Origin of the sequence: Microcoleus sp. F10-B2 (assembly GCF_036704965.1) — a bacterium.
In the GTDB taxonomy this organism is placed as follows: Bacteria; Cyanobacteriota; Cyanobacteriia; order Cyanobacteriales; family Microcoleaceae; genus Microcoleus.
The window spans coordinates 87,018-110,877 of sequence record NZ_JAUBTB010000002.1 but is presented as its reverse complement, the minus strand read 5'-3'; the positions used below and the strand labels follow the sequence as shown (position 1 = coordinate 110,877).

Here is a 23,860-nt window from a genome sequence, read left to right as displayed (position 1 = left end):
AGGTTGTTGCACACATTCCTTAACATCTGCAAAGTAATTTACCAACGTTCGAGCAATTAGAAGCAGAGTTATCTGCGGTGTCACAAGAAACAGATGAGGAAATTTAGATGTTGTAGAAACAAGCACTCAGGGAAACAGAGGATTGAATTTTATATTTTTAAACTGTCTAATTCAAGTAACGTTATATTCTCCGCTTTGGCCTGGGCGATCGCCTCTATATTCTCATTATCCAACACAATTCTACCGTGAATTCGAGGTATCAAAGCCGAGCGCTGAATTTCACTTAACAGTCCAATGAGTGCAAGTTCGGGACCGTCGGAAACATCTAAATCTTCCTCCATTAAAAGATTCATCGCCACGCTTGATAAAGCCAGATTGGCATCTTCCTCAGAAATCTTGCTCGTTTCTACTAAGAGAGTTACTTGACTTTTGTTGGGATGAGTTGCGATCGCCCTTACTACTCGTTCTAATTCTAAAAAAAGAGAATCTTCGGGCTGCGTCCAATCGGGGAAAATTATTAAGTTAATTTCTTTCAAATTTAAACTCACTAAAGTCGCTTCAATCAGAGCTGAACAGACTGTTTGAGCCATTTTTGACCAAGAAAACTTTTTAGCTTGTTCAAACCCAGCAGCAATCAATGAATTGCGTACCTTCGGTTTTTGTACCTCACAAAGTGCATCTGCTAAACCCTCAACATCATCATCGTTCACATATAAAGCAGCTTCTCCGGCTACTTCAGGAATTGAGGCGTTAGGACAAGTAATGACAGGACAACCGCAGGAGAGAGCCTCAAGTACAGGCAAGCCAAATCCTTCATATTGAGAGGGATAAACCAGCGCAACAGCACCGGAATAGGCTAAGCTCAACTCTTCATCACTCAGTTGCAGGTTGTGCACAACTGTTCCGGCAGTATAGTTCCTCATTTCTTCTCCTAATACAACTCCACTCCCAGTACAAATAATTTCAAATCCATGTTTAGTGGCAAGTTGAGAAAAAGCCCGGAAGAATAAAATAGAATTTTTATGTCCTGGACGACATCCAACACAAATAAAATAAGGTTTTGAAATACCGTACTTTATTTTAAAAGTATTAACTTCTGCTGGACTCGCTGGCGAAAAAACAGCTTCAACTCCGCAATGAGCTACAGTTATACATTCTCTAGGAATTCCTGGGAAAAACTTTGCCAAATCGCCTGCCGTGTTCTCTGAAATAGAAATATAGGCAGTGGCCTGGCCGATAGCATAGTGTTTTTCCCTCCACATGGGAACATCTAAATTCACGTCTAAAACTTCTGGAATCATGTCATAAGCCATAAACACAGAAGGCGTTGATACAGGGGTTGTATAGTAGGTAGAAATAAAGATGTCTGCCTCGACTTCATCGCAAACTTCCTGAAGAATTGCCCGATCGAGTTCCGTCCGATTGTAGTCGTAAGGGGGTACAAAATAATACTGAATGCCAGGAATTTTAGGAGCTGTACCACCTCTGTCAATCAAAATGAAATGTTTAGCAAAACCGTTTTTTGCCCAAACTTCAAGTAAAGAATTCCATACTCTCGCAATTCCAGTCCGATAAAGTTGGAAAAATACACCATCAATAACTATTTTTGCTAGCTCGCCGGACGGTAGTATAGCCTCCAGATAGTTAGAAATAATTTTCAAGTCTCGATCTCGATCGTAGATCAAATCATAGTCGAGATCGCTGGTATATTTGCAGTCAATAAACTTCAATCCTTCGCTGGTAAACAGAATATTCCAAGGTCGGATATCAGCAACTTTTGCCTCTTCAGAATTACTAATATCATCTAAAAACTTAAACTCTTTCTCGATTTGAAAACTAATTATTTTGAAATTTGGATATAAAATACTTCCAATTTGATGAAGATCGTAAAGCAGTACACCTGGTATTAAGTTGATTGTTTCGTTCAGATGTTCTTTATAAAGTACATTTTTTCCATTGAGGTTTTGAAGACGATAGTTTCGAGGCTGCACAGGATACCCAATATAGGGGAAGCAACTTTCTCTATGATACTTAGGCGAATCTGCATAGTAAAATTCTCTTTTCAGATCGGCATCGCAATGAGTTGTTGATTCATAATCCAATTTTTCAAAAATAGGCTTATACAACTTCAATTTTTCAACCGTCAACTGTTCTCTCAATATCTCCTTACCGCAAACTTTTGATTCATTGGGATTAGGCAGTTCAATAATCAAAGATTTTGATATCTTGCTGAGTTCTTGCAAAAACTCGCTGGCATCCTTCATATGATGCAGAACAGACAGTAATAGAGTTACATCAAAGTAAGTACACGCTTGCGACGCTGCCTTAAGCCACTCTACAGTAACTTCTGAATTGATTAAAATAACATTAGTTAACTTCTCTACTTGCAATAATTCTTTTTGAAGCTTTGCATAGCTAACTTGTTTCTCTACACTAACAAAAACATTCTCAGGAAATATTTTAGCTAGTTCTATAGTAAAAAAACCTACATTAGAACCGATATCTAACACCGTCTGTCCGGGTTTGATTAACTTTTTTATGACTTCCAAACGTTCCCAATCATTCTGTCTCACCCCTTCTCTAATCAACTCGCCTTGAAGGTATATCGGTTGATAAATTTCTGGCAATTCATCAATTAATTTATTAATTCTCTCAAAAGTTTTACTAGAAATAGAGTTAGTTATTGTCATCTTTAGTTACACCTTCTCATTAGTTGTGTGTTTGTAGAATTAGCTTTTGTTTAAACGCACTGCTTTCTTTAGCAGTAATTAACTCTCAGTTAGAAGGCCCTCGCGCCAACGTTCCATCATCTCTGAAAATGCTGATGCGCTTTTGATTGGGTTAGTTAACACTTGCCAGAAAGAGACGTATTTGTCAATTAATTGAGCGGTCAGTTGACCTGCTGGAGTTTGACCACGGTTGACAAAATTATGGCTTTTTGCGTCTGAGTGTTGAGAAATAAACTCTCTAAAAGATTCTGAGGATTCCAATACCGGGTTCAACTTCTCAATGGGCATAAATATGACATCAGACACCAGGCTAGACTGAGGTTGGATCTGGTTGGGATTGGGGTTAAATCGTCCCGTTTCAATAGAAATTCCAAAAGGTAGGAACTCAAGAGTCACTGAAGACTGATCTGAAATCAAAACGTTCGCGAAAGGAAAAAGACTACAAATGTTTATTTCGCGGGGAGCTACAAGAAAATTTGGATTGTTATAGCTAAATAAATACTCCTCCATTTCCTTTGCAGATTGCAAACATTCCTCATAGGTTTTTTCGTGACCTTGAGGATAAGCTTGACCGGGATTGACATAAATGTGATTTTTAACAATCACATTACACTGAAGTTTACATAAGCGAGGCAGTATCTCTTTCCACTCCCAAGTATATGCCCAAGTAGGAGCATATATAACAGTATGCGGGTAAGAAAAATTTTCGAGCTGCTCCCGAAGGCTGTCATACTTTTCTGGAACTTCCATGCGGTCATACTTCGGCCAACCAACTTCTAAAATCACTCTTTTAGTTCCCAAGGATGGCTGAGCATAACTAGGACTTAATGACTTCTGAGCATTTTTTAGGTGTAAAGAGCTTGGAACAAAAATAATATTAAAATGTCGAAGGCGTTGCTTCTCCACTTCATACACATCTAAGTCTCCCAGGTCATGGGACATATAAAATAAATACTGATAACCATCAGGTGATTTGCGGATTTCCGGGTGATGCTGTGTATGGTCGAGTAATATAGCTGCCTCTGCACCAGTTGGTTTTTGGCAGGGTCCTATCTGCCAGCGACAGTCAAAATGCTGACTCATTTCTTCAAACACAGACATTCCAGCCACAGCTTGCAGATCGTGATAGGCAATAAAGTCTACCCGCACTGGTTTGCTGACAAAAAATGACGGAAAGTTAATAATTGGATTAGAGTTTAATTTTTTCATAATTTATCAATAAAAACGTTAAATCGATATCGACTATTGCCATAGTTTGTGATGGCTTGGTCTTCAATCATAACCTTAACAGGTTTATTCGCTAGCACTTGCTGAAACCACTCCTTGCTATAGTACAAGTGTTCTAGTCCCCTATACTTCTCCTCATATTCAGCTTCGCCTAGTTTGGCTTTTCTCAGAATGATAGCTTCTTCTTTTTTGGACAAATCAGGTACGTCAAAAATTCCTACTCGTTTAGTAGCAATCTGTAACATATGAGACAGAACCCCGGCGGCATATTCATAATCGTTAAAGTAGAAAAAAACAGAATTAGCTACCACAATATCGAACGTGGGTTCGTTTGGTATATTAATAGCTTCACCAACACTAATATCGGCTCTAGGCATAATATAGAGGGCAATTTTTGCTAATTTTTCTGAATAGTCAATACCCGCTACTCTGTTTCCTTTTTGGTAGAAGGGATAGAGAAAAGCACCTGCACCGCAACCCACTTCAAATATCGAATCTTTGGGAGTGATTTGCAGCTTGGCAGCCAGGCTTTCGACATATTCCATCCAAGCAGTTTCGTCAATTCCTCCGCAGTTTCCATCAAAGCCATCAACTGCAATCAACTGTTGCAGAGTAGACTTTACGGTGGTTTCTAGCTGCCTTTCATTCCAAATTTTCTGCCAGTTGTTCTGCATCACGTGCCTCCTGTGCCCCTCTATCAGTTTTGTTCACTTTCTTTTCTTTACTAATCCCTACCGCTCTTAGTGGTATTTCAGGGAAGTTTTGTTTCCTCTGAGGCGGACAGGTTGAGTTCTGCTGCTATGTCACTGAAGCACTGAAGGAACTTCAGATTGTCTGCTCCATCTCTAACTGCCAATCTGAGGTAAGATTTTTCATCATTAAACCGATTTGATACATCTTTGACATAGATAGCATATTTTGACAGCAAACCCTGAGTTAGCCGATCTCTTAAGGCAGAACTGCATCGCAAGGAAATTAGTAAAAAGTTACCTCCACTGGGATAGACGGTTTCAACTATAGGTAGAGTCTGAAGCTGAAGCGCAAATTGCTCGCGATCGCTAATTGTTTTACGAAAAGATGCTTGCACTGCATCCCTGTGTTTCAGTATTATTTCCAGAAAATATTCTGCCACAGAATTAATGTTCCAGATGGGGATTCTACTTTGTACATAAGCGTTGAACGCTGAGTTTGAAGAGTAGACATACCCCAACCGCAACCCGGGCACTCCTAAGGTCTTGCTTAAGCTGGCAAGCAGAATTATGTTAGATAGTGGGGCTTCTTCCAGCATGGGTAAAATGCTGCCCTGTTCAGAAAAATCAATAAACGACTCATCTAGCACTACCAGAGTCTCAGGACGTGCAGCAGCAAAATCATAGACCCACTGAGTTGGCAGGACTGAGCCAGTGGGGTTATTCGGATTAACAATTACAAGAACCTCACATTCCTTAACTTTTTCAAGGATATCTGGAACTTCTATACCCACTCGATCCAAATAAGTAGTTGCCTTGGGAAAAATTTTTGGATACTCTGCAAATGACGGGCAAGGTAAGAGGGCTTGTTTGCCCGCTAAATATTGTTCCAAGATGGGATAAATTTGCGACACGCCATTGAGAACGATAACTTTGTCTTCCTGGCATAACAGATAGGTGGCTAGTTTTTGATTTAATATGGCTTGAGTAGAACCATAATTGTGGATCAGGCTCGTCAGGTTATTCTTTAGTTCCGACAAAATGGCACTGCTTGGGAAATACATATTACGGATGAAACAGTAATCCAAAACATCGTAATTCCAGTATCCACCATAGGAGTTATCCAAAATTTTTTGTTGGGAAGACTTGTCGAAAATAAATTTGGCTATTTTCAAATCGTTAGGATCGTCAATCTCGGCCCATTTTTCACCTTCCTCTAAGATTTCAGCGAAGACTTGACCCTTTTGCATATATATAATTATTCCTAAAATTAACTCATAATAGCAATTGTCATCAATAACCTGAGCATAGTAGGTCAGTAATTTTTTGAACGTATTATTACAAAAATCTTGCGAAAATTTATAGATATTTAATGTCTTATATTTATCTTTGAAGTCGAAATCAATTCCCTGTAGGTGGGGCGGGATGACGCTAACGATCGCGTGCCGTTCAGGATCCACTGTAACCACAGTACCATCCATCCCACTTCTGTAACGGTCTACAAGTGCTGCATTTTCATGCTGAGAATTGAGTAAACGGGCAATAATAGCAGGCTCAAAAATTAAATCGGACTCGATCAGTAAGATGTCCCTATCGATCGTCATATTTTGCAGAGCTAGGGACATTGAATAAATATTGTTGGTTTCTCTGTAACGCTCGTTGTAGATATAGTTGATCTCCAGAGAAGGATAAATTTTAGTTAAGTGTGCTTTTATTTCAGATTCGCGATAGCCAGTGATAATTGTAATGTCTGTGAGATTCAATTCTCTCAGGGCATCAATAATTCTTTGAAGCACCGTCTTACCACTGATTTTTAACAAAGTTTTATGAGTGTTATTGGTCAGTGGGCGCATTCGCCTTCCATATCCAGCGGTTAGTATAATCACCTTCATATTGGGTATTTCCTCATTTTAATCTCTACTTCTTTCCTTCACCCTGCGACTTTAACTGCCCTAAAAGCTCCTTATAATCCCCCCGATCGGGATTTAGCTTCACCAACTTCTCCAAAGGCTCGATCGCCCCCACCTTATTATTCATCTGCAACCGCACATTTGCCAAGCCCTCCAGAGCCGTCTGATTCTGCGGTTCCCGCTGCAAAACGGTTACATATCCCCGTTCCTGCGCTGCCAGCAAAGACTCCTGAGAAACTGCCACAGGCGCATGCTTTTGGTTGTCCCGACTGCTCAAACCGCTGGTGAACAGATTTATGAGTCCAAACGCGGTCGAACCCCCAAAGGATATGATCGATACTAAGGTCAAAATCTGCTTAATTCGATCGCTCCGATGAACCGGACGAGCACTAGATTTTTTCTGTGTACTTTCCATTGCTAACTCTTGGCCTCGCTTTTTTCCAGGCACTCAAGAAGCGCCTATATCTAGATTGCCCAAGTTCGATCGCAAAACGATCGCTCTTCGCCATTTAAAATTTGAAACCAATTCTAGCCCGCTACACAAAAACTTAGATTTGTCAAGGACATTTAGGTGACAATAACACGCGGGCGATCTCGATCGGTGAAGCGCGATCGCACCCCTGTGTCTTTAGCCATTATCCTGCGGCAATTGTCCAAACTGCTCTCGATACCGCGCTAGCAAAGATTCGAGTTCAGCAGCCCGTTGACTTTCCGCTTCAGCACGTTGCCGTTCCGCTTCAGCACGTTGCCGTTCCGCTTTTAAAGCTGAAGCCAATTCATCGGGAATCAATAATTTATCTCCATTATCTTCCCGATAAAACCCAATAATTTTTCCCTCTATTTCTAACCGCAGTTGCAATACTTCGCTGCGATTATCTCTAATTAATTGATACCCCTCTACTCCCAGTCTGTACCCCCGCAATTGTTCGGGAATCCATTCACCTCTCGGGTCAAACAACCAATATTCCTGAACTTCTATCCCCTCGTACAAATCTTTTTTATTATTTTGATCTTCCGACTTTGTACCTGGTGATGTAATTTCAAAAATTACTTTCGGCACTTGCCCTTCTTCCCAGATTTTGTAATTATCTCTGCCACCAGGTTCTACATCAAAAATCACCATCACGTCTGGTGCTACGCGGACTTTTGGGAAACCTTGAGCGTAGTATAAAAATTGGTTTGCTAAAACAGTAGCTCGACGGTCTGCTAGGTATTGTTTTAAGACTTCTAAAGTAGTTAAGATTGCGTAAAGATGGTCGTAAGTTTCTGCTACTGGTTCTCCATCAGCGCTAGGGTATACGATTTCAGAAGTTGTGAAGGTGGGAACGACTGCTGTCATGGCCGTGCTTCCTGTGATTTGTATATCTATTATAAACTTATTTTCTGCAACTAATTAGGTTAATTTAATTAAACGTAAAACGAGATCGTGCTTTAGAGTCCCGACTTATTAAAAAATTCGGGGTTCTGGTATTATCTATTTTTGACTGCAAATCCCGATCTATCGCACTTTAAAATTCATCTTATTCCCGCAAAGCCTTGATGAATTCAGTAACAGCATCATATTGATCGAAGTAAGTTACATATCTCACTAACAAAGCAATGTCTAACTCTGGTAACAACTCGCTGCGATCGACTTTTTCGTACTCCTCCCTCAAATAATAGATACTCAGCACTCCATCTTCCCAAAACCAAACTTCAGGTATGCCCAACCGCTTGTATAGTTGAAGTTTATCGATGCCACCGCTGGTGAATACAACTTCGATCGCCAAATCGGGAATTGCCTTTTTAGTCTGCAAATTATATGACTCATCAGGCTCCTTTCTCGCCCCCAGTTCTTTACTACCCAAAGTCTGCCCGCCCTTAACATAAAATCGGATGCCCTTTTCTCTCAGGTATGCTTCTAACAAAAGACCAATGGTACTCTTCGATTCTTCATGTTCAGGGCTAACTGTCATAATTTCTAAAATTCCATCTAAGTAAGCAAATTTGATACCGCCGACAGACTCAAAAGCGGCTTCTAGCGATTCAAATTGCGACCAACTGACTCCTCTTAGAGTCAGGCAACTATCGGTGACAGAGTTTTTGACTGCTGTTTGTGTCATGTTTTCTCCTTATCCTTTTTTTAGATTAAGCTTTTGAGAGCGCAACTGTTTTCTCAATTTTATTAACTTTTGTTCGATCGCGCGAACCCTACACCCTCAAACTCCATCGGGATCGATGCCCTGACTTCTCAAGTATGCTGCAAGTCGATCGGCCCTGTGGCGTTCCTCTTCGGCCCTGTGGCGTTCCTCTTCGGCGCGCTGGCGTTCCTGTTCCACCCGTTCGGCACCCCACAGCAGCAAATTGCCATTCTCATCCCACCAGCGCAACCAATAACCAGTTCTCTGAGATTTTTCACCTTCCCAAACCCCCAGAAATAAACCCATTGATTCTATCCAGAATCGTTGATTAGCATCCGGTTCTTGCAATTCGTATTCTCCAGAAGTCGAGAGTCTGTACACTTCCAATACTCCCGATTTAGGTTCAAAAATTACATAAATCGGTACTTGCAAAATTCGCTCGTAAAACCGCCATTTTCCGTAAGGATATGTCGGTTTATTTGAATATTCACTGCCGTCAGTATCCGATAAAAATTCCATCACTACTGCGGGTACTTCTCCCTCAGCATTGCGCGTATAACTGCGGCGAACTTCTCCTGGTGCTGCGGGCAATACCGAGGGAACGTACACCCAATCTGGGGCTTTTACTACTATTTTGTCGTTGACTTTGGCACACAGTCCAAAATTGGAAGCTATTAGCATTGAAGCTAGGATAAATCCGGCGAGATCCAAGGCTTCTCGGAGGGCGGCGGCTAAAAGTGGTTGGTCGATGTTTTCCACAGGCTCGTCTGGTAATTTAAAGTCATCTGGCAATTTTTCCCAAGTTACAGTATACTGAGTTTTGGTTGCGTCCGGTTTCGATAATGTTTGCGTCATTAGTTTTCCTTGTTGCGATAGAAAGAGTTTTTTGTTAATAGGATTTGGACAATAACTTTAATACCGGGTGCGAAAGGCGCACCTTATTAACTAGCTGTAATTTTGGTGCATATTGCGCTGGTTACTAACTGGAGTAGATCGCGAATATTCGGCAATTGCAGTTATTCAAGTATACCCTATTTTAAGGGGTATTTTGGGGAGCAACTGGTTCTACTGACCTTGCAGTTTGAGAAGGTATAACAGGCAATTTTGGCTGTTTTTGCAAGCGAGGAAATCCAGGCTCTACTGATGGATTTCTGGCAGTTTTACTCGCATTTACTTTCTGAGAAAGGGGAGCTAATGTTTGAGTCACTTTAACTTGCTGTCGCAGTTGTTCTGTCGAACCCAACAAGCCTCCCAATCCGTTGAACAACCTGCGAATGTTGTTGCGGAAAGCCGGATCTCCGGTCAAATCATCCACGTCGGAAGTAATTTTCTGCACGTTCTGAAATGTAGCTCGTGCAGAATCTAGAGTTTGCTGCAATAATAGCAAAGTGGCGGGATTGTTTACCTGGCTGGATAAATCTCGCAAATTACCCGAAGCTTGGGCAGCATTTGCTGATAAAACTTCTAAATTGTTCAGCAATTGTCCTTGGTTGATTCGATTAATTGTCGGACTCAAACTGCTGACAGCTACCCGCAGTTCCTGACTGCTTTGATTGATGTTATTCAGAGTTGAAACTAAACTGGCGCGGTTGGTTGCGACTAAAGAATTGAGTTGATTGGCTGTTAATGTAACTTGATTGGCTGCTTGACTTACTGAATTAGCAGAAGTTATTACAGCGGTAGATACGGCTTTTGTGGAAGTGTCCGCCGTAGCTGCGACTTTAGAAACATCAGCGGCGATTGCTGATATTTCTCCTTTAAGCGATTGATTTAAACTGCTGGCTTCTCCTTTTAATGATTGATTTAAACTGCTGGCTTCTCCTTTTAATGATTGATTTAAGCCGGCTATTTCTGTTTTTACCGATTGATTTAAGCTGCCAATGTCTCCCCTGACAGCTTGATTCAAAGTTTTTATTTCGGTTTGGGCCGTTTGAGTTAAATTCGATAAATCTTGAGTGAGTTTAGCTGCACCTTTAGCTGTGTTGGCTGTATTTTCTGCCAGGGATTTAATATTGTTGAACAGCGCGGGGTCGGTGTAGAAATTAGCTAGGCGGACTGTGGATTTAATTAGTTCGTCGATAGTGACTCCAGCTTGACCTTTTAAGCGCGAATTTTGGCAGATAATCTCACGGGGACAGTCGGCACTAACGGGATTGGCGGTAAGTAACGATTCTGGCAAAATCGAGTTGGGGGTAATGTCGATCGACGATTCGCCAATTAAACCGGATTTATTCGCTTCGATCGTAACATCCCGGGGAATCACTAAAGTACCGGGGGCAATTTCCAGCGTCACGTCTACGCCGTTGGAACCCGGTTTGAGGGCGGTAATTTTACCAACTGCAACCCCGCGATACCTGATGGGCGTGCCTATTTGCATTCCTTGGGCGCTGGCAAATTCTACGGCGAATTTGTAGCTGCGGTTCCCTAGCTGCACGCCCCGCAGCCAGAGCACTAAGCCGCCAAATAAACCGATTCCTACTAAAATTAAGAACCCGACAGAACCTTCTCTTACAGTTCGCGATCGCATATTTTCTCCTCAGTCATTGGTCATTGGTTATTAGTCGTTAGTCATTGGTCATCGGTCATTTCAATCTAAAATCTAAAATCTAAAATCTAAAATTGGCTGACTATCCAAGCGCTTGAATTGGCCCAGTAACACTGCCGCTAAAAAATTGTTTAATTAACAAATTATCTGTCGATGCAATGTCATTAACAGTTCCCTCCCACTGCACTTTGCCTCGATAGAGAAACACGATGCGATCGGCAGTGCGGCGGATGGTACTGTCTTGGTGAGTGACGATCGCATAAGTGCTGCAAACACCTTGGGCCGCCTGCAAGTCGCGGATTAAATCTTCAATTACCGTCGAAGCGATCGGATCTAAACCCGCCGTCGGTTCGTCGTACAGCAAAACCTCTGGATTGTCTCTAGCATTATCGGGATTCGCCATGATGGCGCGGGCAAAACTTACCCGCTTCCGCATTCCCCCAGACAACTGCGCCGGATAGCGTTGGCCAATTCCCGGCAAACCCACCATCTCTAACTTCTCCTCCACCAATTCCCGAATGCGGCGGCGCGGCAGCTTAGAATGCTGGTAAAGTAAAAAACCGACATTCTCCTCCACCGTCAGCGAATCAAACAAAGCCGCTTGCTGAAAAACCATCCCAATTCCGATCGGATCTGCCACGTCGTCCACCCATCCGACCCTGCGCTGTCCCTGAACGAAAACCTCACCGGCATCCGGGGCCAACAAACCGGCAATTATCCGCAAAATAGTAGACTTCCCCGTCCCGGAAGGGCCAATAATTGCCAGGGCTTCTCCCCGATAAATCCTCAGATCGACTCGATCGAGGATCGGGTTCTGGCCGAAGGACTTACTTACTCCCTTGAGTTCGATTAGCGGCTCAACCATAAGATGTTATCAATAAGTTGTCAGTCCTCAGTCATCAGTCTAGCTAATGACTAATGACTCATGACTCATGACTTTAATTGACTAATGACTTAAATTGACTGCCAGAATCAAAACTCTCTTGTATTGTAAATTTGTCAGCTCGAGCTGTTCCAATACCCTTAAGACTAATTAACCATGTCAATTAGTTCACTTCCTAAAGCCCTCCGCGTCTTGGCTAAAGCCAAGCAGGTTTTTGCCCAATCCAGAAATCCTTACCCCCCTTCTTTGCGGAACGGGCGAGTTCACCAGTGGTTTAAGTGGTTAGCCCCCGGACTGTTAGTGAAACGGTGGCTGCTGATTAGTGCTAGCGGCGTGGTACTTGCCACTTTGGGTTTAGCGATTTGGACTGGGATGACTCCCATTTTCTTCTTATTGCAATTGTTGAGAAATTTTTTGGCGTGGATTGCGGAAGTTATTCCCAATTACGTGTCGGGGCCGATCATCATTGCTGGCGGGATTTTGTTAATTCTTTGGGGGCAAACTCGCAGTTTGAACTCTATTACTCAAGTGCTGATGCCCGAAGGGAATGAGGAATTGGTCGATCGACTCCTCAACCACCGCCGCTTGCACCGCGGCCCGAAAATTGTGGCACTTGGGGGCGGTACGGGCCTTTCTAATTTGCTCAGGGGATTGAAGGATTACAGCGCCAAAATCACTGCTATTGTCACGGTGGCGGATGATGGCGGGTCTTCCGGGCGGCTGCGGCGGGAAATTGGGGTATTGCCGCCGGGAGACATTCGCAATTGTTTGGCTGCTTTGGCAGATGAGGAAAAGTTATTGACTGAGTTATTTCAATATCGTTTCCGGGCTGGTGACGGTTTGGTGGGTCACAGTTTTGGGAATTTGTTTTTGACGGCGATGAGCGATATTGCTGGAGATTTGGAACAGGCGATCGCGGCGAGTTCTAAAGTTTTAGCAGTGAGGGGAGAGGTGCTGCCGGCTACTCTGAGCGATGTTTCTTTGTGGGCAGAACTCGCTGACGGCCGCAGGATTGAGGGGGAGTCCAACATTACAAAAGCTAACGGGCAAATCCTCAAAATAGGCTGTAATCCTGCTAATCCTCCGGCATTACCTAGGGCTGTGGAAGGTCTTCGGGAAGCGGATTTTATTATTATTGGACCGGGGAGTCTTTATACGAGTGTCATTCCGAATTTGTTGGTGCCGGAAATTGCTGATGCGATCGCCAACAGCGAAGTTCCGCGCATTTATGTGTGCAATATTATGACTCAGCCGGGGGAAACTGACGGATACAGCGTTGCAGACCACATTCGGGCGATCGACCGCGCTTGCGGCCGGCCGCTGTTCGATGCTGTAGTAGTTCAAGGAAAAGTCCCTTCTGCAAAGGCTTTGATCCGCTATTCTCAGGAGAATTCTTATCCGGTTGTGCTCGATCGAGAAGCCGTAACGCAATTGGGGCGGCGAGTTGTCATCGCCAATGTCATGGATGAAGATCAAAATACGGGTTTAATTCGGCACAATTCTCAAAGGTTGGCGGGAATGTTGCTGCGTTGGTACGGCCGCGCCCAGAACATTTAAGCTGGTGAATGCTGACAGTTGAGTGTTGACTAATTTTATTGGTTATTGGTTATTAGCAGCCACAAGCAAGTAACAAATAACAAATAACTAAGGACTAATGACTAATTATTGAAATGAAAACTTTGCTTCCAGATTCTGAGGCTACGCGCAAGTTTGGTGCTGCGTTAGGTCGATCGCTCCCCGCCGGCACTGTAATCTTATTACAAGGAGATTTAGGTGCGGGCAAAACTACCTTGGTTCAAGGCATCGCTGAAGGTTTAGGAATCTCAGACTCGATCGAGAGTCCTACTTTCACGCTAATTAACGAGTATTTTGCTGGGCGAGTTCCGCTGTATCATCTAGATTTGTATCGACTGGAACCCGAAGAAGCGGAGGCTTTGCACTTAGAAAGTTATTGGGACGGGTTAGAAAGGGATTTGGGAATTGTGGCGATCGAATGGGCGGAAAGATTGCAGTACAAGCCAGAAAATTATTTGCAAATTTCTTTAAGTTATTTAGATAACGGGCGGCAAGCTGAAGTAATTGGTAATGGCGAATTATTGGATTGGGAATGGGAAAAGTGAGAAAGGGCGATTTAATTTAGATGTTGCACCATTCTCACTCAGCCTTTTCTGAACAGGCAAGATGCCTGTTCCACAAGAAGAAAATTCACTCTTTGTGGAACAGGCATCTTGTCTGTTAAGAGAGAATGGTGTAACATCTCAGCGCGAACTTAATGCGGACGGTTAACACGAATCAATTTGCCTCTCAAACTTTCTTCACCAGCAATAGCATCATTGATGCGTGTTGCCAACATTTATACATTCCGATTTTTGGTACAAACAATAATACCAGAGTGGTCTGGCTGTCGGTTGTGCAGTCCGATAAAATCAAACCGATTTAATGTCAAAACAGCTCTATCTTTGCTTATAGCAAATGCTAGCACCTCTTGATCTGGAATCCCAATTCCTGCTTTTCCTGCTTCCTGAACAGTCAGGATATTGTGACCAAAAGCGCGCAGCAATTGCACAACGGGCCAAGGAAATTGTTCGTCTGCATACAAATTCAGCATGACTCAGGCTTCCTCATTCTTGGAGATTGCTTCTTCGATTTCCTCCAGATGTGCATCAGCATAAGTCCAAACATTGACTAAATCGGCCGCGCTGAGATGGGGATAAAATTGTAGAAGTTCAGCATCGCTTGAACCTTCACGGCGAAAACTTTCAAGCAGCCAAACTGGGATGCGAGTTTTGGCAATGCAAGCATCGCCACCACACACGTCAGGAGTTTTGGTAATTCCTGGCCAACTATTGTTTAAACTTTGGGTTAAAAGCCGGATGACTTCAGCTTTCTCAGTCGGAGTTAAGGCCAGGAGTTGTGTTTCTAGTTCTTCGAGGAGCATGGGTAAAATCGCCTTTGCGATGCAGGAATACCCAATTATAACACTTGACCTAAATTCATGCTTGCTCAGCGTCAAATGTCAAAGCTTCTCCCCTCACATTTGTATCCAATTTACCATTCTCAAAAACAACTTTTCCTCCAACAACAGTCACAACGGGCCACCCAGTCAAACTCCAACCTTCAAAAGGACTCCAGCCGCACTTGGTCACCATTTCTTCTCGCACCACAGGTCGATAATTATCCAAATCTACTAATACCAAATCTGCATCAAAGCCCGGAGAAATTGCCCCTTTGTTGGGAATCTTATAAGCCTTAGCAACGGCCGCCGACATCCAATTAGCAACTTGTGCCACTGTACATCTTCCCTCTACTGCTTGCGTCAGCATCAAAGGCAAAGAAGTTTCAACTCCCGGCATTCCCGACGGCGTATTCGGATAATCTTGAGCTTTTTCTGCTAATGTGTGCGGCGCGTGATCGGTGGCGATAAAATCAATTACGCCGTCGAGTAAAGCTTGCCAAAGTATTTCGTTATCCCGGGGTTGGCGCAAAGGCGGATTCATCTGAGCTAAACTGCCAATTTTTTCATAGGCGCTGGTATTTAACAACAAATGCTGCGGCGTAACTTCTGCTGTCACCCAACTCGGTTTTTCGTGGCGCAAAAACTCAGCTTCATCCCCCGTAGACAGGTGCAGGATGTGCAGTCTGCGCTGATATTTATTAGAAAGTTTTACTGCTAGTTGAGTTGCCAATAAAGCTGCTTGATTGTCTTGAATTTGCGAGTGTACGGCAACATCGGAAATCCCGGCAAATTCAAGACGCCTCTGGTTGATTCTAGCTTGGTCTTCTGCGTGCACGGCAATTAGTCGATCGCCCTTTGCGAAAACTCGCTCTAAATTTTCCTCTCCATCCACCAACAACTGGCCGTGCATCGAACCCATAAACACCTTAATTCCCGGAGTCGGATTCGCATTCAACAAATCCGGCAAATTCTCGGGCGTTGCACCAATAAAAAAGCCGTAATTCACCAAACACTTCTCGGCAGCGCGGCTGAGTTTATCATCTAAGGCAGCTTGGGTTGTGGTCAGAGGTCGCGTATTCGGCATTTCCAGAAACGATGTCACGCCGCCTTTAGCGCAAGCACAGCTAGCGGTAAACAAGTCTTCCTTGTGTTCTAAACCCGGTTCCCGGAAGTGTACCTGGGGATCGATTACTCCGGGTAACAGAGTTAAGCCTTTGGCATCTATTTCTCGATCGCCCGATGCGGCAATTTCAGGAGCAACCCGAACAATTTTGCCATCGCAGATTTGCACGTCCCCTACCAAAAACTCGCCGTCGGGTAACAAAATGCGAGCGCGGCGGATTAACAAACTAGATGTGGTCGGCATAAGCTATAATTAAATGAGTGGTGTGTGTGTGTGCCTGGAAAAATTTTATCCTCAAAATAGGTCTGCTAATAGTAAGAAATATGAATGGGACTTGCGCTCGCCAACCCGGTTTATACAAAAAACAAGAGGTTGAGGACGATATATCTATGTAAGAAACCCGGTTTCTTATTGGGCAGGTTTGAAGTGACAGGCAGATTCCTGTAAAGCAACAAATAGTTTTTTATGGGTAGGCATTCCAGCGAGTCATAAAAAAATTATTCGCACACAAATCGAGGTTTTGAACTCGTCAATTAACAGGGCAAATGCAAAAACCCACCCTGCCGGCAAAGATTTTGCAGATTTCCTGAAAAAACTCTGAATTAAGTTTATAATTTGTATCCAGCCCAGTCACTTAATACTTATGACTCGTCTAGACAAGTCAGCCGACGAAAAACCTCCGCAAGACACCGAAAATCCTTGGATAGAAGGAATTAAGACGATCGGCTTAGCAGCATTTTTGGCCTTTGGCATCCGCACCCTGGTTGCCGAAGCTCGCTACATTCCCACTGGCTCGATGCTTCCAACCTTACAAATTAACGATCGATTAATTATAGATAAGGTAAGCTATCGATTCCAAGATCCCCAGCGAGGAGATATTATCGTATTTATGCCTCCTGACCCGGCTAGTTTGTGCACGGGACAGCCGCCACCGATCAAAGATGCCTATATCAAGCGAGTGATCGGACTTCCAGGCGACACTGTGCAAGTCAAAGACGGAAAAGTTTTTATTAACAAGCAGCCGCTACAGGAAAAATATATTGAAGAAATTCCGCAGTATCCCTACGGGCCTGTAGTTGTGGCTCCAAATTCTTACTTGGTGCTCGGCGACAACCGCAACGCAAGCTGTGACAGCCATTATTGGGGCTTTGTACCCAAGCAAAATATCATCGGTAGGGCAATTGTGCGTTTTTGGCCGCTCAACCGCACAGGTTCGATCGACCCCACGCCCCTTTATCCCGCTAAAAATTAGCTACAACGGAAGGAAGAAGGAAGAAGCAAAAAGGCCAATTCAATAATAGCAATGGTTTGGGTGATTGAGAACATCCTAATCGTCTTCTCGTTTGCTATCTCGTTTGCTATACAAAACGCGAGGGATATTAGATCGCCGACTTCTTCAAGAAGCCGGGGCTCTACGCTGACTGACTGGATCAAATCTCAAATCTCAAATCTCAAATCTCAAATCGCCCTAATCGTCTTCTCGTTTGCTATACAAAACGCGAGAGATATTAGAGCCCCGACTTCTTCAAGAAGCCGGGGCTCTAAGCTGATTCATTGGATCAATTCTAAAATCTAAAATCTCAAATCTCAAATCGCCATAATCGCCCTAATCGTCTTATCGTTTGCTATACAAAACGCGAGGGATATTAGAGCCCCGACTTCTTCAAGAAGCCGGGGCTCTACGCTGACTGACTGGATCGATTCTAAAATCTAAAATCTAAAATCTAAAATCTAAAATCGCCTGACGTTTCGCGATCGAGAACTTTCACAACTTTTTTGTACATCTCCTCTGCCTCTTGCTGCGAATTGCCGATACTTGTCAATCCCAACTTGCCAAACTCCGACAAACAACCCATTAAATGAAACACCGTACCCGTCTCAGTACCAGTGTCAAAGTGCAGTTGATTGTCAGCAATAATATCCATCAAATCATTCGGCAACAATCCCCGATAGCGTTCTTTTTGCAAATTGTCGGAAGCCACATAATATTTCGGACGACCCTGCTGACTGTAAAATAATCCTGTAGAACGTTCGTACCGACCATTTGTTAACAGCTTCAGCGCCATAAACGGATGAGTTGTCCCGCCCTTGCGCAGGTTAATTTCTATTGCTTGCATATCCCACTTGCCGTCGGATTGCCGGACTGCCATAAAATCTACTCCAAATCTCTCTAAAGCGCCTTTTTTAGCTAAGTTTTGGCCGACTTTCCATCCCAATTCCTGCAAAGCTATTCGATAAGATTCGTCCGCAGGAAATCGGCAGCCCAAGAAAATTTGGCCGTCTGGGCCTCCTAAAATTTGGTCGTGGGTTGAGAGAATTTCTACTTCGCCGCTGGGAACAATTCTGCCTTGAACGCTGGGCGATAACTTTTCTTCTCCTTCGATAAATGCTTCGGCAATTGCCCCTAATTCGGGAATGCGGGTGCTAAAATTTTCCCAGGTTTCGCCCGTTGCTTGAAAGCGCAAATTAGGGAAGCTATCGCCAATTGCCTTCGCTCTTTCTGTAGGCGCTTTACCTGCGAGGGAATTCAGCTCTAAAATTGCATTTCCTTCACCCGAAAAACCTTCATTTAACTTAATTACGATCCGCTGCAAATGCGGCTGCCTTTCCCACAGTTGAGCTGCTGATTCCGCTAAATCTTCCGCATTCCAAACCAACTCCGAACCGTCAGGATAAGGCAACCCACATTCTTTAAAAATTTGCCTGCTGCCACTTTTTGTTCCCCAGTATAAAAGATCGGGATCGCTGGCCCACAAAGGAATCCCCAATTTAACAGATAACTCGCGTTCTAAGTGCGTCGAGTTGTAACAAACCATATAAGATTTTGTCGGCCGCACTGCTTGACGAATGCGCTCCATCAAGCGGGGACGATCTAAAATTTTCTGGGTGAGGGATTTGGCAGAAGCATCGTAAGTACAGAACAGCAAAAGCCGATCGCGCGCGTGAGAAAACGGAATTCCCGGCAGCAATTGCAGGTAATAATCCACAATCATCGGGTGCAGCGGCTCGGAGGTAATGTAAATTAAGCGCGTGCGGGGATTTCGCAGGCGAATCAATGAAAATAAATGCCGCTCTTCGTAGTGGTAAGCACCCTCAACTTTCTTCATTTCTTGCTGATCTAAGCTGAGAGAAGGAATGATAATAATGTCACAATCTCCGCTGTCGAATTCTTCGATAGCTCGCCAACGTTCGCGTAATTCTTTTTGAAGATTGCGAAATTCCTCTGCGAATTCGGAAGATGAATTATTTAACTCTTGCATTGCGTTTAATCCTAAGTATTCAAATAATTATTGCCGATCGTGTCGGGTGTATAGCGTTTCTCAAGCGTGGTGAGGTATGCCCTATGCCCTATGCTCTATGCCCTATGCCCTATGCCCTATGCCCTATGCCCTATGCCCTATGCACGTCGGGTATCTCATCTTTCTGAGAAAGGCTATATCAGCCCCAATATTTGAGACAACTCACACAGTTTTTTGTCTGACGCACTTTACCGGGAATATTGACAAAAATGTCCAAATAGTGATTTAAGGTGCGTCAGTCGAAACATTTGAGGCAATTCAAACAGTTTTTTCGGGCCCAGCCCATAAACGGATACAAGCCCCCGAATCCTGTCGTGAATATCCAAAAATTTTAGACCAAAGTTTAATCTCCCAGATTCATCTGTGGAATAAATCTAAAATCTACAATCTACAATCTAAAATCGACTGACGCACCCTACCGAGGACGATCGTCCATTTCTGTCAATCTGCTCTAAGAAGCTCGCCGCGCTCGAAAAAGTCTGGCATACTCCAATATTGGCTCTAGGCGGCGTTGATTTTGCTTGAGTGCCGATCGCAATTTTTCCGAAGGGCGGAACACCAGGGGAGCCGAATATTTGTTCAGCATCTCGATTTCTGGCGACTGGCTCATCAGCATCAGCCGCACGTCTTTGTCGAGCAAATAACTCAGAGATAGCAAATCTCCCATATTCGTAAAATCGTTGCCGCGATCGCTAATTACAATTGTATCTTTAATCGATCGGTTAGCTATCGCCTCTTTGTTAATAATTTTGGCAACTTCAGCATTAAAATAGCTCAAGTCTTTGCTCCACCAAGTATCAGAAAAAGCGCTGACCGTACAGGATGCTATACTTGCTGTAAATACCAAGGCTAAAATGACTTGCCAAAACCGCTGTTGAGTTTTCAGGTAACAAGCGAGCAAGTAAGCAACTGCTAGCTGCACTCCCGGAAAGCAGGAAATCAGATAGCGGCTGACGGCGGAACGTTTGCCGCCTAGGATTAGATCCGGTAAAGCCAGGATCGAAAAAGGTACAAAAATTGATGTTACAATAAACAGCCAAGTTGAACTGCTAGTCCGGCGGCAGATTGTGTAAAGGGCTGCCGCAATTAACAGCAAAAATGGCAATCTCAGCAGATAATTCCCAATACGATCAAACCCGAAGTCCAAGTCAAAAAATAAGGCTGTAAAGCTGAGCGCCCACAATTTGACAAGATACAGCAAACCAGGAGATACTCGCGTCCAATCTGTCGTAGCTGATGCTCGTTCCAGGTTGGTTGCCAGCACGTAAATCCACGGAAAATACAATATTAAAGCTGCTATTACTGCTAGAAAAAATAGGGAATTAGTGACGTGACCTTCCAATTCTCTTTTTTTGACAAACAACCAGTAAGCAATTATAAAAACTCCGTGTCCGATGAGTGTTAAACAGAAAAAAGGGTGAGTGTAGAAACCAAGGGCGATCGCCAGCGAGTAAAAGACCCAATTTTGCCAACCCCGCAACCGCACTGCTCTCAGCAGCAGCCAACTGCTGCCAATAACTGTGGCTGTCAGCAAACTGTACTGCCTTGCTGTCTGAGCAAACAATATGTCAAAGGGAGATAAAGCCAAAAGTGCTGTTGCTAATAACGCAGCCAAATTCGAGGCGAAAAGTTCCTGAGCTAAAGCGTACATCAAAGGCAGCGACAGCAAACTCAATAGTGCTGGCAAAGTGCGGGATGCTGTTAGAGAACTGCCAAATTGCTGCATCCACCAACGAGCCATGAGAAAGTATAAAGGCGGATGCTGCGGGTCTTCTAGTGCTAAAGAACGAATTGTGTCTGCTTCTGTACTTCCGGGTTTAATCTGCTGATATTTTTGCAATTCTGGTGCGGGAACAATCCGGTTTTGGAATAGTTCGCCGTCGATTTCTTGGCGGGTGAAACCAGCGGCGCGGATTGATGTGTAAGCTTCGTCGTGCCAGTAAAGTTTGCGATCGATCTCAAAAAACCGAAATCCGATACCTAGTAAAATGCCGATCGCCAATAAGTTCATCAGCCAGCGGGAATTTTTGATATTAGCAGATGTGTCTTGATGTGTTGTAGATCCCATGCTTGTCCTAATTGTGGCGATTCTCTGCGGGATAGCTACGCTTGACGGAATTTGGCACTTTAGACCATCTTAAACCTCACTCCCAGAGCGATCGATACCCAGTACATACCCCAACAGACAATAATTCTACCCTCTGCCGGATGCCGAATACCTTCTAGACCAGAGCCTTCTGAAAGCTGGCTGAGGCTGAACCACCCCCAAAATCAAGAATCTTCAACCAGATCCTCCCAGAAGCTCCAGAGCCCAAAAATAACTGCTAACATACGTGTTGTACAGTTAATCAACAAGCTCCGCAAGGGGTCTACCCGCGTACCACAAATGCCAAAAAAAGAAGCGTCTATAAAAACTTCCACTGAAAACTCAGAAAAGCAAAAAGCTCTAACTTCCGTACTTTCCCAAATCGAGCGCAGCTTTGGCAAAGGGGCGATCGTCCGATTGGGAGACTCCACTCGCATGAGGGTAGAAACCATTCCCACCGGAGCCCTGACACTGGACATTGCTTTGGGCGGCGGTTTGCCAAAAGGCCGAGTCATTGAAATTTACGGCCCGGAAAGTTCCGGTAAAACCACTCTAGCCCTCCACGCGATCGCCGAAGTCCAAAAATCCGGCGGTATCGCAGCCTTCGTCGATGCCGAACACGCCCTCGATCCCACCTACGCCTCAGCTTTAGGCGTCGATATTGAAAATCTCTTAGTTTCCCAGCCGGATACCGGCGAAATGGCCCTAGAAATAGTAGATCAACTCGTCCGTTCCGTCGCCGTCGATATCGTAGTCATTGACTCCGTAGCCGCCCTCGTCCCCCGCGCCGAAATCGAAGGCGACATGGGCGACTCCCACATGGGTTTGCAAGCGCGCTTGATGAGTCAAGCTTTGCGGAAAATCACCGGCAACATCGGCAAATCCGGCTGTACCGTCATTTTCCTCAACCAACTGCGGCAGAAAATCGGCGTAACTTACGGCAACCCCGAAACAACAACCGGCGGTAACGCACTCAAATTCTACGCCAGCGTGCGGCTCGACATTCGCCGGATTCAAACCTTGAAAAAAGGCACAGAAGAGTACGGCAACCGCACGAAAGTTAAAGTTGCTAAAAATAAAGTTGCTCCGCCTTTCCGCATTGCCGAATTTGACATTGTATTTGGAAAAGGCATTTCTACTTTAGGCTGTCTGACTGACTTGGCCGACGAAATGGGAGTAATTATCAAAAAAGGTTCTTGGTATAGCTATAACGGCGAGAACATAGCTCAAGGACGAGACAAAGTGATCCAACACATGGAGAAAAATGCCGACTTCAAAAATGAAATTGAGCAGCTAGTTAAAAAGAAACTTGAGACTGGTGCTGTGGTTTCTGCTAATTCTGTTGCCCCTGTTGACAATGATGATGAGGATGCAGAAGATCTAGACAATGTAGAAGATCTAGACAATGTAGAAGATCTAGAGGATTTGGAAGAAATCTAAATCTTTTAAGCTGAGCTGCATCTAAATTTTACAGTCAAGTGCGATGAAATTCTTGTAGGGTGGGCGTCGCGCCTGCCCTAAAAATACAATTTAGATGCGCGACAGCTTAGCAATATTAGGTTGGCTTGAATTGACCCAAGAACAATATTTTCAAGAACAGGCAAGATGCCTGTTCCACAAAAATTCAATTTTCTTGAGCTTAGCAATAGTATGTTGCCTTGAATTAACCCAAGAACAATATTTTCAAGAACAGGCAAGATGCCTGTTCCACAAAAATTCAATTTTCTTGTGAAACAGGCATCTTGCCTGTTGCTAAAATTGTTGCAAAATATGAGTTTTAACCGCCAGATACTTTTGAGAGCGCGTTTAATGTTGAGGATTTTGGTGGAAGGAAATCTCTAAAACTTCTATCTGCTGGTTGAGAGTAGCAGACCGCTTCTGAGCATATTTGTCGTGCAGAAAAATAGTTAAGCCCACACCCACTGGCAACACAAAATAGATAAATCCCAGCAACATCTGAGCAATTTCTTCTTGCGCTGCTGCATCGAATTGAGGCGCAGCAGTAGGTTGACTTGTCGTGCTGTTGACTGGCTGCTGATTGGATTGCTCGATCGCCTGTGCTTTGACTTGCGGTTGAGCTTCCTGGGCGATCGCCCCAGAAGCAGTTCCCAAGCATCCAGCCACTGCCACACATACTGTCAGAAAACTAAAAAGTCTTGATTTAACCTTTAATCCGTTGTTCATGGCACTGGTTGAGTGGCGATCGCCTTGCTGGGTTTCTGTTTCGGTTAAGCGTACAAGCATTTTTACTTACCTGTTTTTATAATAAATTTAATTTCTGTATTCAAATATA

General features: G+C 43.9%; 20 protein-coding genes. 4 read left to right on the top strand and 16 right to left on the bottom strand.

Annotation, left to right across the window (positions count from 1 at the left end; translation table 11 throughout):
• Positions 1-149 precede the first annotated feature (149 nt).
• The 10 genes from QUA99_RS01355 to QUA99_RS01310 form a co-directional block, all read right to left on the bottom strand.
• Positions 150-2,690, bottom strand: a complete 2,541-nt coding sequence (locus tag QUA99_RS01355) for a glycosyltransferase (RefSeq protein WP_333234627.1) — start codon at positions 2,688-2,690, stop codon at positions 150-152.
• Positions 2,691-2,768: 78 nt separating this feature from the next.
• Complete coding sequence (locus QUA99_RS01350) at positions 2,769-3,938, bottom strand: hypothetical protein (protein WP_333234626.1); 1,170 nt, start codon at positions 3,936-3,938, stop codon at positions 2,769-2,771.
• Positions 3,935-4,630, bottom strand: coding sequence for a class I SAM-dependent methyltransferase (locus QUA99_RS01345; RefSeq protein ID WP_333234625.1), 696 nt, complete (start codon positions 4,628-4,630; stop codon positions 3,935-3,937). The genes QUA99_RS01350 and QUA99_RS01345 overlap by 4 nt, the downstream gene beginning before the upstream one ends.
• A gap of 77 nt (positions 4,631-4,707) precedes the next feature.
• Entirely contained in the window at positions 4,708-6,537 is a 1,830-nt protein-coding gene (locus QUA99_RS01340; RefSeq protein WP_333234624.1) for an aminotransferase class I/II-fold pyridoxal phosphate-dependent enzyme, read from the bottom strand.
• Between the two features lie 25 nt (positions 6,538-6,562).
• A complete protein-coding gene (locus QUA99_RS01335; RefSeq protein ID WP_333234623.1) occupies positions 6,563-6,799 on the bottom strand; it encodes a tetratricopeptide repeat protein in 237 nt (78 codons plus the stop codon).
• Between the two features lie 384 nt (positions 6,800-7,183).
• Positions 7,184-7,894 carry a Uma2 family endonuclease gene (locus QUA99_RS01330; RefSeq protein WP_333234622.1) on the bottom strand — a complete coding sequence of 237 codons (711 nt, stop codon included), beginning with the start codon at positions 7,892-7,894 and terminating at the stop codon, positions 7,184-7,186.
• A 181-nt stretch (positions 7,895-8,075) separates the two neighbouring features.
• Complete coding sequence (locus QUA99_RS01325; protein ID WP_333234621.1) at positions 8,076-8,657, bottom strand: Uma2 family endonuclease; 582 nt, start codon at positions 8,655-8,657, stop codon at positions 8,076-8,078.
• Between the two features lie 96 nt (positions 8,658-8,753).
• Positions 8,754-9,530 (bottom strand): Uma2 family endonuclease, encoded by a 777-nt coding sequence (locus tag QUA99_RS01320; RefSeq protein WP_333234620.1) that lies wholly within the window; start codon positions 9,528-9,530, stop codon positions 8,754-8,756.
• Between the two features lie 181 nt (positions 9,531-9,711).
• Positions 9,712-11,202 (bottom strand): MlaD family protein, encoded by a 1,491-nt coding sequence (locus QUA99_RS01315; protein WP_333234619.1) that lies wholly within the window; start codon positions 11,200-11,202, stop codon positions 9,712-9,714.
• A gap of 100 nt (positions 11,203-11,302) precedes the next feature.
• Complete coding sequence (locus QUA99_RS01310) at positions 11,303-12,085, bottom strand: ATP-binding cassette domain-containing protein (protein WP_333234618.1); 783 nt, start codon at positions 12,083-12,085, stop codon at positions 11,303-11,305.
• Between the two features lie 174 nt (positions 12,086-12,259).
• Between QUA99_RS01310 and QUA99_RS01305 the strand changes: the two genes are divergently transcribed.
• Positions 12,260-13,660: a gluconeogenesis factor YvcK family protein gene (locus tag QUA99_RS01305; protein WP_333234617.1), complete on the top strand. Its 1,401-nt coding sequence runs from the start codon at positions 12,260-12,262 to the stop codon at positions 13,658-13,660.
• A 113-nt stretch (positions 13,661-13,773) separates the two neighbouring features.
• Positions 13,774-14,223: a tRNA (adenosine(37)-N6)-threonylcarbamoyltransferase complex ATPase subunit type 1 TsaE gene (gene tsaE / locus QUA99_RS01300; RefSeq protein WP_333234616.1), complete on the top strand. Its 450-nt coding sequence runs from the start codon at positions 13,774-13,776 to the stop codon at positions 14,221-14,223.
• Between the two features lie 233 nt (positions 14,224-14,456).
• On the opposite strand, the gene QUA99_RS01295 is transcribed toward tsaE, so the two are convergent.
• Genes QUA99_RS01295 through QUA99_RS01285 form a run of 3 tightly spaced genes read right to left on the bottom strand, consistent with a single transcriptional unit; the run spans position 14,457 to position 16,425 of the window.
• Entirely contained in the window at positions 14,457-14,711 is a 255-nt protein-coding gene (locus tag QUA99_RS01295) for a DUF5615 family PIN-like protein (RefSeq protein ID WP_445250969.1), read from the bottom strand.
• A 3-nt stretch (positions 14,712-14,714) separates the two neighbouring features.
• Positions 14,715-15,041: a DUF433 domain-containing protein gene (locus QUA99_RS01290; protein ID WP_333234615.1), complete on the bottom strand. Its 327-nt coding sequence runs from the start codon at positions 15,039-15,041 to the stop codon at positions 14,715-14,717.
• Positions 15,042-15,096: 55 nt separating this feature from the next.
• Positions 15,097-16,425, bottom strand: coding sequence for a dihydroorotase (locus tag QUA99_RS01285; RefSeq protein ID WP_333234614.1), 1,329 nt, complete (start codon positions 16,423-16,425; stop codon positions 15,097-15,099).
• Positions 16,426-16,825: 400 nt separating this feature from the next.
• Here QUA99_RS01285 and lepB point away from each other — a divergent pair, with 400 nt between their 5' ends.
• On the top strand, positions 16,826-17,434 hold the full coding sequence (gene lepB, locus QUA99_RS01280; RefSeq protein WP_333171045.1) for a signal peptidase I: 609 nt from the start codon (positions 16,826-16,828) through the stop codon (positions 17,432-17,434).
• Positions 17,435-17,906: 472 nt separating this feature from the next.
• On the opposite strand, the gene QUA99_RS01275 is transcribed toward lepB, so the two are convergent.
• Positions 17,907-19,442, bottom strand: a complete 1,536-nt coding sequence (locus tag QUA99_RS01275; protein WP_333234613.1) for a peptide ligase PGM1-related protein — start codon at positions 19,440-19,442, stop codon at positions 17,907-17,909.
• A gap of 490 nt (positions 19,443-19,932) precedes the next feature.
• Entirely contained in the window at positions 19,933-21,549 is a 1,617-nt protein-coding gene (locus QUA99_RS01270; protein WP_333234612.1) for a glycosyltransferase family 39 protein, read from the bottom strand.
• Between the two features lie 318 nt (positions 21,550-21,867).
• Between QUA99_RS01270 and recA the strand changes: the two genes are divergently transcribed.
• On the top strand, positions 21,868-23,007 hold the full coding sequence (gene recA, locus QUA99_RS01265; protein ID WP_333234611.1) for a recombinase RecA: 1,140 nt from the start codon (positions 21,868-21,870) through the stop codon (positions 23,005-23,007).
• A gap of 366 nt (positions 23,008-23,373) precedes the next feature.
• Here recA and QUA99_RS01260 read toward each other — a convergent pair whose 3' ends face one another.
• A complete protein-coding gene (locus QUA99_RS01260) occupies positions 23,374-23,811 on the bottom strand; it encodes a hypothetical protein (RefSeq protein ID WP_333234610.1) in 438 nt (145 codons plus the stop codon).
• Between the last annotated feature and the right edge of the window lie 49 nt (positions 23,812-23,860).